Raw genomic sequence first — 11,164 nt, forward strand, 5'->3', positions numbered from 1 at the left:
GGCCGACTGGGTTCGAGACAACGCGGCCTCGCTGTTCCCGAATCCCCCGCAGGTCACGGCGGGCAACGTTGTCGCGTCAGCGAGTCACTAGGAGCTTCACCCTGAAAAAGCCGGTGATGTGAGGCCGTCTGCGGCCGGTGATAATCGGATCACGGCCCGTTTACCCCCGCACAGAACGTCCAGGGCAAGGCGGCTTCAGCCCAACCGTCTGCAGGAGGAGCCGTCCTCGACGGGTCGGGAGGCCTGCACCCCTTCGGCGGGGTCACGCTCACCATCAAGTTGACTCTGAAAATGCGCCGAGGCTGTTGAGACCAATGAGGCTGGTACGGGAGCGGAGTCTCGGCCCGACCGGATATCAGGGTCTCGGTTCACATGACTGTCAATCACGGCAGCAATGCTCGCCTGGAAAGCACGGACTGTTCCAGCAGGGTCCCGACTGCAGAAGTACCTTACGGAGCGAGACGGCGCACCGCCACGACCGTATCGCTTCATAGCTTCTGATTGGGGTGTTGAGCGAAATGGGGCACCAGAACTGCGCGTCAGGCCGCAAGCGCACACCCCATCTCCCTGGCCGGTGACACCAACCACGGACCTGCCCCAGAATCTCGTCGCGATAAGCGCTGGAGCGTCGCCTGCCGGCTGGGGGGCGGCGCGTGACTCGCCTGGTAGCGGCACTGTCGCCCGGCTTTGAGGTCACGTACGCTCGAAATAGTGGCCTTGTTCGAGATCCTCGATGAGTCCGGGCCCGGTGGACTCCCAGCCCAGTCGCTCCCTAGTTAAGGCGCTCGATACCGGGGCGTTGATCGCCCAGAAGACACCCATCCATCCGAAGTGCTCGCCCGCTTCTTGGGGAGCGATCGATACCGCCGGGATGTCCAGCTGCCGCCCGATCACCTCCGCGATCGTGCGGGTGGGCACCCCCTCCTCACCGACGGCGTGCCAGACCGACCCCGCCGGCGCCTGTTCCAGGGCCAAGCGGAAGACCCTGGCGGCGTCGGAGCGGTGTACGGCAGGCCAAACATTGGATCCATCGCCGATGTAGCCGGAGACGCCCTTCTCGCGAGCGATCCTGATGATGGTCGGGATGAAGCCGTTGTCTCCTCGCCCGTGGGTCGTGGGTGGGAGTCGGACAACTGAAGAGCGCACGCCTGCCCCGGCCAGGGCGAGGGTCATGGTGGTCGCCGGCGACCGCGGGAACTCTGGAGCGGCGGCATCGTGCTCGGTCGCCGGACGGCCCTCGGCTGTGGTCGCCACCCCCGACGTGATGACTAGTGGTCGACCGGATCCCTCGAGTGCTGCGCCGATGGTTTCTATCGCCTGTCGGTCGGTCTGGTTGGCGGCCTCGTACTGATCGAAGTCGTGGATGAACGCCAGGTGGATGACACCGTCGGACTTCGCCGCCCCTTCGTGCAGGCTGTCGAGTTCCTCGAGCGAGCCGCGATGCACCTCGGCTCGTGCCGCCGCTAGTGCGTCGGCCGAAGCTTCGGAGCGAGCGAGACCAACGACGTGATGGCCGGTATTGACGAGCTCGGGCACCACGGCCGAGCCGACCCAACCGGACGCGCCAGTGACGAATACGCGCATCAATAGACCTCCCTGTTGTCGCCAGTCCCTCGGTCTTCGGTTGGGCCGAAGACGCAAGCGATGGCAGTTGCTGACATCACTCTACCCATGTCAGCGGCTGACATCAAGGAGTAGTACCATTTCTTGGCGTGGGAAGATGGGAGCCCGACGCGCGAGGCCGACTCGAGCAGGCGGCCATGGAACTGTACGTAGAGCGCGGGTTCGAGAACACCACTGTGGCCGAGATAGCCGAGAGCGCCGGGCTGACCGAGCGGACGTTCTTCCGGCACTTCGCCGATAAGCGCGAGGTGCTGTTCTCCGGATCGGCGGCCCTTCAGGAGTTGCTGGCCGAACGCGTCGCGGGCGCGCCGGACGCTGCTGCTCCGATCGTCGCAGTCACCGCCGCCCTAGAGGCGGCCGGCGCCTTGCTCCAGGAACGAGGGGATTGGTCACGACAGCGCCAAGCGGTGATAGCCGCCAACGCCGAACTAAAAGAGCGGGAGCTGATCAAGTTGGCGGCGTTGGCTTCGGCCGTTGCCGACGCGTTGCGCCGGCGCGGCGTCAAAGCCCCTGCAGCCAGCCTCACCGCCGAGGCCGGCATCGCCGCCTTCAAGGTGGCATTCGAACGCTGGATCCAGCGGCCGAGCAACCGCAACCTGCCTCGACTCATCAGAGAGTCGATCGACCAACTGAAAGCAATCACTGCCGGTAACTGATCCATTGCCGCAAAGGGCATGAGAGCTGCCGCCAGAGATGCGAGATCATGAGCCATCCAGTGTCGGCAGGCCCGCCCCCGACGTAACCCTTGGTGTCGAAAGGCCGTATCGCCCATCGAGTGCGCCAAAACGTTCGGTGAGGTCGAGAGCGTCCTGTCCCAGATCGCCGGATCCCGAGCGATATCTGCTCCTCCGGCCGGCGGCGGAGGGGGTTGAGCTGGGTGGCCAGACTCCAAAGACCGGCTACTCAGCAACGCACGCCGAATACAACGAAGCCGTCGCGCGTGGCCTCCGGATCAGCGTCTGGACGACCAGCGCAGACCAAGATGGCCGCCAGCGGGACTTCACCGCCGAGGTCCGGGTCTTCCATACGACCGGCACGTATACGTCACCCGACGACTTGGCTCAGCGCATCGAGAGGCGACTGCGGGCCATGGCCGCGGACGCTCTCGCCCCGTGGGTCAAGGTCGGCAACACCATCTTCAGGGCGACCAGCATCCACGACGACGGCCGGACCGTCACCGTCGTGGGCCGCGTCCGCGACAACGCCCTCGCTGCGTCCCTCGAGGGTCGTCGCCCCGACGCGTCCTACGGGAGGAACTCCGACACGCGGATCACCTGGCCCGGCGGCACCAGCCCGGTCCGGGTCAACACCGTCGTATCGGAGACGACGGGCAGCCGAGGGCGCAAGATCACGATCACGGGCGACCGGAGGCCGGAGAACCGGTCGAACCTATTGGAGATGGCGGTGAACAACAGGACCCCGGAGGACCTCACCGAGCTCGCCGCCCGGGTTGCGTTTCTTGGGGAGCCGAACCCGCTCGACACGATGTCGTTCATGGTGAGCGGCACGAATCCCTTCCCCGTCGTCGACGGGCTTGGCCTGCCCGAGGATGCGGTAGAGCAGGTTGCTCTACTGCTCGTCACCGAACTCCTAGTCGGCGAGCGAGGCGTCGACCACATCACGTCGTTCCGCCTCGGGTCGCGGAGGAAGGGCCAGCGGCGGCTCCGCCTCGGGTGGATGCCCCGCAGGCGATACACGAACGTGGACCCGGTCGGGCGAACCTCGAGGGCGAGACGCCCGTTGTCGCCCCATAGGGGGTAGACGCCCGGTGGCACCGCCACCGCGTATCCCACCGCGTAACTGGAGCCCACTAGACGGATTCAGCGCTCTCAGTGGACGAGCAGGCCCGAATAAGGCCAGCTCAGCGGACTGTACGCCACTCCTGGACCGACCGGAGCCGTCTCTTAATCCGCAGGTTCTGGGTTCGAATCCCAGGGGGCGCACCAAGAACTGGGCGCACCAAGAACTTGTGCGCACCAAGAACTCCACAGGCGCACCAAGAACTGTATTGGTTCGGTTGATCACCGACGTTTCGTCTTCGGGTGACCCCCGACACGTGTTCGGCTGATCCCTGACATGTGTTCGGCTCATACCTGACACCTTGCGGCTGTGCTAGCCCGGGATTGCGGCGAGCTGCTTCATCTGTGAGAGCAGGTCGACGACGCCCCAGGTCTCGGCGATGCGGCCGTCGGCGAAGCGGGCGATGAACATCTCGTTGTAGGTGACGGACTTGCCGGTGGGCGGCACGCCCAAGTACTCGCCCTGGTGGGTTCCGGTAACCGTGTTCCGGGCGACGAGCTTGTCTTCCGCGCCGAACAGGTCCTCGAGGGTGACGTGCAGGTCGGGATACGCCCGAAGAAGAGTCGCCCACACCTGCTTGAGCGCCTGCGCGCCGGTCGCCCCGATCGGCACCGGGGTCCCGATGCGCACGTCCGGGTCGAAGACCTCGTCGATCGCGGTGGAGATGAGCTCTTCATCCCCGCTGTTGAGGGCATCGTGGAGGCGGCTGAGCGTCGCCTTGTTGCTGGCTACCTGACCTGCTGACATGGGATTGCTCCTCGAGTGGGTGTGAATCTTCGGGCGGTCATCGCCGGATGGCATGGATCTCTAGGCCGATCGGGACCTTGTCGCTGACCACGCCGCCACCCGTCCATCGATTGATGCCGAACTCGCCGCGATTGACTTGAGCGGTCGCGGAGAAGGAGACCCGCTCTCGATGTGGCTCATCATTGACCTCGTTGGTTTGAGTGAAGAGTGATCCCCCGGACCCAGGGCAGCCCGAAAATGTGAGAGAGCTTATTGACGGAGCCGTACGAGCTGGGTTCCGCCGAGCCGAGAGCTTGCGGTGAGAAGTAGATCCACGGGCTGCGGATCAGAAGTTCCAGAGATTCCGCTTCCGATACCGCGGCTGCCACAACACCCGGTTGATCATCCGGAGAGGGGCAGGCAGGGCGGCCACGAACCGGCGCTGTGCGACGGTCGGTGATCCATCGAGGGTCCACGGAACATAGACCGCAGCGCCTCTGACACCTTGGCGGCGCGCCATCTGGCTGGTGAACCTACGCCAGTCCGCACGGGTCAGCACCGACTGGATGAGCGGAAGCGCGCGTTCCTCCTCGTGGGTTAGGTGGTGGTTGAGCGCAGCGGACAGTTCTCTGCTTCGTGCGCCGAGGTCGACCGCCTCGCCGGCCAGAGCCTCGTCGACCGCGGCCAGCAGCGGGTCGAGCTGGGCGTGCTCGGCCACCATGTCCTCTGTGAGGGCGAGGTCGCGGGGTCGGTCCGCCACGGCCCGGCGGAGGGCGGGCCAGAGGTGGGCGTCCTCGACGCTGTGGTGGACGAGAAGCTGGGCCTTGAAGGTTGTCCAACCCGCACGCACCTCCGGGGCACTGCCCTTTCCGGCCTGCGCGGCTGCTGTCAGCCGGTCGAGGTCACGCCGGAAGGCGTCGTGGGTGGCATACATGCCGGTGAAGTCGATGGCGTCGTCTGAGACCTCGGGCCGGTCCTGGCTGATCTCCTCCCGGTTGCCGCGCTCCAGCTCATGTCTGTTCGTCATCGTCAGGCTCTCCTTGTTCGATCGATCACCTGGTGGTTGCTGCGTTCCAGGACGGGTCTGTGCGACATGATCGGTCTCCTTGCTAGTGAGTGATCACGAAGTCTTGGAAGGGTTCGATTTCGATCCTTGGTCAGTGTCCGTCTCTGTCCGACGTGTGCATGAAATGACCGACAACCTCCGCCAGCCTGGCTGGTTGGTCCAGGGGGATGAGCATGTAGCTGTCCGGAATCTCGACCAGCTGTCCATGCGGGAGAAGCTCGGCGAGGCGACGTCCATGTTCTGGCGGCATGACGCGGTCTTGGCTGGCCCAGACGACGAGGGCGGGGCGCTCGAAGTCAGCCAGGCACTCGGCCGCGTCAAGCATCAGGTGCTTGTCGGCCGCCGCCGCGCGCAGAACTCGGACGGTGTCGCGGCAGATGTCGTGCTGGTGCAGGAGTGGTCTCATCCACCGGTCGGTGGCGGCGTCGCCTCGCCTCGTCAGCCGTCCGAAGGCGATTGGGAGCCGACGCAGCGGCCGCAGGCGCATCTGCTGCATGAACAGGCCGAACAACGCGGGGGGAAGCTTCCCGGCCAGGAACAGCGTCTTGCCGGTCAGGCCCGGGGGGAAGTTGTCGAAGGCGTCGCAGGACACGAGAACAATTCCGCTCACCCCAGTGGATCTCGCCCAGATGAGCAGCTGTACCAGAGCCCCGCCCGTGTCGTTGCCGACGACGGTGACCTCGCGCAGCTCGAGGCGGTCGATGAACTCGCCAACGAGCCGGGCGATCCCGCCCATGGAGAGGTCCGCGTCGGCGCGCATCGCCTGGCGGTGCGCCCCCAGCGGCAGCGTCGGCACCACGCACCGGTGATCGACGGAGAGGCGGGCGATCACGTCGTCCCATAGGGAGGCGTCCATCAGGAGCCCGTGCAGGAGCAGGAGCGTCGGGCCATCGCCGCCGGTGTCGTCGTACTCGATCGTCCCGGCAGACAGCTCGATTCGGCTCCTTGTCATCGGGTCGCGGTCGCTGTGCTCGAGAACATCTCTCTTCGTCACTGTCAGTTCTCCTTACTAGGAAGCGATCCCGATGACCTGGTCGATGGTCTCGGGCTGGTCGAGCACGCGGAGCATCAGGTGGGCGACGTCGGCCCGAGGAACGGACCAGCCGCCGCGGATGTTCTGGCCCAATGCCGTGCGGTATTGGCTTGTGAGCGGCTTGTCGGTCAACTTCGGCGGCCGGATCACGGTCCACTCCAGGTCGCTGCCACGGAGGACGTCCTCCATGGCTGCGAGATCGGCGTAGACCCTGCCGAAGGCGGCTCCGGCGACGTGACTGAACAGGTGCCGCATGAAGAACCCGTCACCCGGGTCGTGCTTCGGCGGCCTCGGTCGGCCCGGCGATGGGACCGTGCCGACCGGCGCGGCGCTGATGATCACGATTCGGACGACGCCGGTCGCCTGCATGGCCGCCACGATGGAGCGGGTGCCCTGAGCCGCGATCCCGGCGTCGGAGCTCGACCGAGGGCCGAGCCCCGACAGCACCGCATCGGCTCCCTTGACGGCGGACTCGAGCGCTGCCGGGTCCGGAGCGGCGAGGTCTGCGGTTATGACGCGTACGTCTCCGGTGCCACGTACTGCAGACAGCTTCTTCGGATCTCGTGCCACGGCGGTGACGTCGTGACCTGCGGCAACGGCCTGCTCGAGGACCTGTCGGCCGACATTCCCGGTCGCTGCGAAGATCGTGAGCTTCATCGTTGTTCCCTTCTCACGAGGCGAGCGGCTCGGGCTCGAGCTCGCCCTCGGATGCGGTTTGGCGGATGGCTGCAGGCGCCGGAAGGGCCGAAGGCTTGGACGAGCCGAGCAGCAGCGCGGCCAGCACGGCACCGACGGCGAGCAGACCGGCTCCGACGCCGAAGGCCAGGTGGCTCCCAGCGAGCTGGGCAACGGCGGCGGGGTGACCGCTGCCGACCAGGCTCGAGGCCCGACCGGTGGCCACCGAGACCAGCACGGCCAATCCCAGGGCGCCACCGACCTGTTGGGCGGTGGTGACCATGCCCGAGGCGAGACCGGCGTCGGCCTCCCCGGCTTCGGACACCGCCGAGATGGTCAAGGACACGAAGCTCAGCCCCAGACCAAAGGCCATGAGGACCATGGCCGGCACGATCTGACTCCAGTACTGGGCGTGAAGGGGTAGCTGGGTGAGGAGGGCGAACCCACCTGCTGCCAGGCTCATCCCGCCGACCACAATCGGGCGGGCCCCGATCTTTGGCAGGAGCTGTGACGCGGCACCGGAGGCGACCACCACACCTAGGCCGAAGACCACGTAAGCCAGTCCGGTGTGCAGCGGTGACCAGCGCAGGCCCAGCTGCATGTAGAGGGTGAGCAGGAAGAACATGCCGTACAGCGCCGAAGCGACGAGCACCATCAGGCCGCTGGCGGTCCTCGGCACGCGGGCTTTGAAGAACCGAAGCGGGACCAACGGGGCGCGCAGGCGACCCTCGATGGCAAGGAAGGCAGCCAACAGCGCCGCCCCGGCAGCAAAGAATCCGAGGGTGGTAACCGAGGTCCAGCCATTGCGGTTGGCCTCCAACAGCGCATAGACGATGGCCGTGATTCCACCAGTGGCGGTGGCCGCCCCGGCGAAGTCGAAGGTGCTCCGGGCCCGGTGCCGGTCATCGCGAACCAGCCGCAGGGCGGCGACGATGACAGCAGCCGCCACGGGCAGGTTGATCCAGAAGATCCAGCGCCAGTCGGCCACATCGATGATCACGCCGGAGAGCAACACCCCGACGGTGCCGCCCAGGCCGGCCAGACCGCCCCAGATGGAGAGGGCCTTGGCCTTCTCCTTGGGGTCGACGAACAGCACAGCGATCATCGAAAGGGCGGCCGGTCCAGCCAGGGCCTCGCCCAGGCCTTGCAGGGCCCGAGAGCCGATGAGCATCACCTGGTCCTGGGCCAGTCCGCTGGCCAGAGAGCCGAGGGCGAAGGCGACCGCCCCCGCGATGAAGATGCGCCGCCGGCCGAACAGGTCGGCTACCCGGCCACCGAGGAGCAGGAAGCCGCCGGCGACGAGGACATAGGCGTCGACCACCCAAGCGAGGTTCGACTGGGAAAAGCCGAGGTCGGTTCTGATCGAGGGAAGGGCCACGTTCACCACCGTGGCGTCGAGGATGAGCATGAACTGCAAGCAGGCCAAGACCGCCAGCGCGATCCATCGGCGGGGGTCGGCCTCCCGCATGTTCGTAACCGGGCTAGCGGACGTGACTGCCATGGCCGTTCTCCTCTCGAGAGCTGGGCGGCGAGCAGGCGCCCCAGGGAGCCCTTGGGCCGCTGACAAGGTTCGTTGGGCGCTTTGTCACCGGAGACTCCTTTCCACCGCTCACCGGTGTATCCTTGTGTAAACCCTAACGGTGGTGTTCACCCTAAAATTCCTGTCGACTGAAGTCAAGGAGGAGGGCCGTGGCCGACATCGGGCTACGTGAACGAAAGAAGCGCCGGAACCGCCAGCACATCGCCGACACCGCGGCGCGGCTGTTCGGCGAGCGCGGCTACGAACACGTCTCCGTACTGGACGTGGCCGAGGCCGCTGAGGTCTCCGAGCAGACCGTGTACAACTACTTCCCCACCAAGCAGGACCTTGTGTTCGACCGTGAGGGGGATCTCAGCGACCGCCTCACGGAGCTCATCAGGACCAGGCCCGCCGGCACCAGCCCGGCTGCCGCAATCCGAGACTATGTCCTCGACTTCGTGGAGGGGAGCAAGGCGATACCCGCCGATCAGGCGCGAGGGGGGCTCGACTACCTCGCCGCCATCAGCCCCACCGTCCGGCGCCTGTCCCTGGAGGTCACCGACCGCTTGGCCGACGCCATCGCCGTCGCCATCAACGAAACAACACCTGGCACGAGCCCCGAGGTGGCCAAGGTGCAGGGGATCGCACTGGCGTGGGTGATCCAGATGATCACCGACGAGAGCGGGCGACGCAAAGTCGCCGGACAAAGCTCGAGACAGATTGCCAGGGAACTTCGGCCCATCATGGCGAGCATCATCGACAGCTTGGATGGCTGGCTCGCCCCACAACCAGGCCGGGGGCGTCGTGTCGTCAAGCGACGATGAAGCCATCCGATACTGTGAGCGGAGCTCGCCGCTCGGAGCGGAGTGTTCAAGGTACGCCGCTGCTGGCGCTCCGACCCGCCGTTGCGCGCGGACCAGTCGGCCCTTCGAGCGGCGTTCGGCGCCAACGCCCTGGCGTACCTTCCGCCCGAGCTCGACTGTCCCAAGTAGGCGCATAAGGGACCCATGGCAAGCGCCCGGCAGGCATCCGCAATACTTGGCCTATGACGCCGGCCGCTCGTCACCTGTTGCGGGCCAAGGATCTCGCCGACGGCCGATACTTCGAGCCACTGAAGGTGGCGGACCTGGCTCGAGCCGCTGGGCTGTCTCCCGCCCACTTCAGTCGGGAGTTTCGGCGAACATTCGGCGAGGCGCCCCACCAGTACCTCCTGACCCGCCGCCTCGAACGTGCTGCGGCACTACTTCGCAACACGGATCGGACCGTGACCGAGATCTGCTTTGCCGTGGGGCTCGCCAGCCTCGGCTCCTTCACCACGAGCTTCCAGCGCGTGTTCGGGGCGCCGCCGCTCGCCTATCGGGCCGCGTTCCCCCCCGCGCAGCGCCATATCCGCATCCCGAGCTGCGTCGCCCAGTCCTATGGCCGTCGCCAGAACCGCACGTTTCGAGAAGCCGAGCCTTCCTCCCGTCCGTAACGTTGCAGGCAGTCGAGACGAGGAGGACCCCGATGATCAAGATCGCCAATGCACAGTTCTGGGTGCACGACCAGGAGGAAGCCCTCGCGTTCTACACAAGGACGCTCGGCTGGGAGGTGCGCTCGGACGTGACCGTAGACGAGTGGAACTTCCGCTGGTTGGTCGTGGCTCCAGTTGGGGAGAACGATACCGGGCTCGTGCTCATGCCGGTCCCAAGGCCGCCGATGCTCGAGGCCGAGAGCAGCGACCAGCTCGCCGAGCTGGTCGCCAAGGGTGCTGGCGGCACACTGTTCCTCGAAACCGATGACTGCCAGGCCTCCTACAAGCAGCTCTCCGAACGTGGCGTCGTCTTCAACGACCCGCCTACCCAGCAGCCCTACGGCATCGACACGTCGTTCCGCGACCCGTCGGGTAACAACATCCGCCTCACACAAGTGCTCGAGTTCTCGATGGACCGCCGCTGAGCACAGTTACAGGTGCGCCGATCACCTGGCGGGACGTGCCCCTTTCGCCGGGTGATCGGACTTGCCCCACCGGCGAAGCCGGAGGCTTCGGGCCCAGCCAGCCTGCGTGCAAGGGCGTTCGAGGTCAGAATGGCAACACATCCGATCGCGGCCGCGCACTTTTCTCCCGCGACGTATTCGTCGACACCGCGGACCAGGTCGTCGACCACACCCGGGCCGAAGGCCGCCAGAAGGTCAACAGCAACGACCAGTTGGCGCCGATGCGGATCCCGGCGATCTTCCCGAGGTGCACGGTCTCGTTCATCGCCCTCTGGCAGCCAGCTGTGTGCCGGCTTCGCGCCGGCGGGGAGCGATCTCCTACGTGGGTCACCGGTCTATCCCAGGGTGGTCCAAGGCAGGCGTTGTCCACTGACCAGGACAGAGACCATGGATGAAGGAGGTGAACACATTTGCGGATACGACTTCGACCGGCCCTCGCTGGCATCGCTCTCACGGGGGCCCTTGTCGGAGGGGGCACAGCGGCGGCCTACGCGGCCACGTCGGGTAGCTCGTCATCTGGGAACTCGTCGTCCGGCACGCCGGCAACGACCGCGCCGCCGGCTACGCATCCCTCACCAGGGACGAGCCATTCGGGGCCCTGTCCCAACATGTAGAGCGCACACGACTAACCATTGCACGCGACTCCCGGGCTTCAGGCTCGGGAGTCGCGTGCTGGGGCACATCAGATCGGCCGCACCGGATGCCATCCACCTCGGGTCGGCCCAACTCACACTGCGCTTGTTGC

At 66.3% G+C, this 11,164-nt stretch carries 12 protein-coding genes; 5 read left to right on the plus strand and 7 right to left on the minus strand.

Features of this window, described 5'->3' with window-relative positions; all coding sequences use genetic code 11:
* Positions 1–693: 693 nt before the first annotated feature.
* The gene (locus VGF64_15940) at positions 694–1,584 is read right to left on the minus strand and encodes an SDR family oxidoreductase (protein ID HEY1636250.1); all 891 of its coding nucleotides are present in this window, start codon (positions 1,582–1,584) and stop codon (positions 694–696) included.
* 176 nt (positions 1,585–1,760) lie between these two features.
* Between VGF64_15940 and VGF64_15945 the strand changes: the two genes are divergently transcribed.
* Together VGF64_15945 and VGF64_15950 are read left to right on the plus strand one after the other, a co-directional pair.
* On the plus strand, positions 1,761–2,279 hold the full coding sequence (locus VGF64_15945; GenBank protein HEY1636251.1) for a TetR family transcriptional regulator: 519 nt from the start codon (positions 1,761–1,763) through the stop codon (positions 2,277–2,279).
* A 136-nt stretch (positions 2,280–2,415) separates the two neighbouring features.
* Positions 2,416–3,384 (plus strand): hypothetical protein, encoded by a 969-nt coding sequence (locus VGF64_15950; protein HEY1636252.1) that lies wholly within the window; start codon positions 2,416–2,418, stop codon positions 3,382–3,384.
* Between the two features lie 351 nt (positions 3,385–3,735).
* On the opposite strand, the gene VGF64_15955 is transcribed toward VGF64_15950, so the two are convergent.
* The 5 genes from VGF64_15955 to VGF64_15975 all read right to left on the minus strand — a co-directional run bounded on the left by VGF64_15955 (position 3,736) and on the right by VGF64_15975 (position 8,424).
* The gene (locus VGF64_15955) at positions 3,736–4,170 is read right to left on the minus strand and encodes an ester cyclase (GenBank protein HEY1636253.1); all 435 of its coding nucleotides are present in this window, start codon (positions 4,168–4,170) and stop codon (positions 3,736–3,738) included.
* A gap of 325 nt (positions 4,171–4,495) precedes the next feature.
* Positions 4,496–5,176, minus strand: a complete 681-nt coding sequence (locus VGF64_15960) for a hemerythrin domain-containing protein (GenBank protein ID HEY1636254.1) — start codon at positions 5,174–5,176, stop codon at positions 4,496–4,498.
* A 130-nt stretch (positions 5,177–5,306) separates the two neighbouring features.
* Entirely contained in the window at positions 5,307–6,209 is a 903-nt protein-coding gene (locus tag VGF64_15965; GenBank protein ID HEY1636255.1) for an alpha/beta hydrolase, read from the minus strand.
* A 15-nt stretch (positions 6,210–6,224) separates the two neighbouring features.
* Positions 6,225–6,905 (minus strand): NAD(P)H-binding protein, encoded by a 681-nt coding sequence (locus VGF64_15970; GenBank protein HEY1636256.1) that lies wholly within the window; start codon positions 6,903–6,905, stop codon positions 6,225–6,227.
* 13 nt (positions 6,906–6,918) lie between these two features.
* Positions 6,919–8,424 carry an MFS transporter gene (locus VGF64_15975; GenBank protein ID HEY1636257.1) on the minus strand — a complete coding sequence of 502 codons (1,506 nt, stop codon included), beginning with the start codon at positions 8,422–8,424 and terminating at the stop codon, positions 6,919–6,921.
* A 188-nt stretch (positions 8,425–8,612) separates the two neighbouring features.
* Here VGF64_15975 and VGF64_15980 point away from each other — a divergent pair, with 188 nt between their 5' ends.
* From VGF64_15980 to VGF64_15990, 3 genes are all read left to right on the plus strand, one after another.
* Positions 8,613–9,266, plus strand: coding sequence for a TetR/AcrR family transcriptional regulator (locus VGF64_15980; GenBank protein HEY1636258.1), 654 nt, complete (start codon positions 8,613–8,615; stop codon positions 9,264–9,266).
* Between the two features lie 221 nt (positions 9,267–9,487).
* A complete protein-coding gene (locus tag VGF64_15985; protein ID HEY1636259.1) occupies positions 9,488–9,916 on the plus strand; it encodes a helix-turn-helix transcriptional regulator in 429 nt (142 codons plus the stop codon).
* Between the two features lie 32 nt (positions 9,917–9,948).
* Entirely contained in the window at positions 9,949–10,380 is a 432-nt protein-coding gene (locus tag VGF64_15990; protein HEY1636260.1) for a VOC family protein, read from the plus strand.
* Between the two features lie 124 nt (positions 10,381–10,504).
* Here the strand turns inward: VGF64_15990 and VGF64_15995 are convergent, their stop codons facing one another.
* A complete protein-coding gene (locus VGF64_15995) occupies positions 10,505–10,684 on the minus strand; it encodes a hypothetical protein (GenBank protein ID HEY1636261.1) in 180 nt (59 codons plus the stop codon).
* Between the last annotated feature and the right edge of the window lie 480 nt (positions 10,685–11,164).

This window comes from Acidimicrobiales bacterium (assembly GCA_036491125.1).
In the GTDB taxonomy this organism is placed as follows: domain Bacteria; phylum Actinomycetota; class Acidimicrobiia; order Acidimicrobiales; family AC-9; genus AC-9.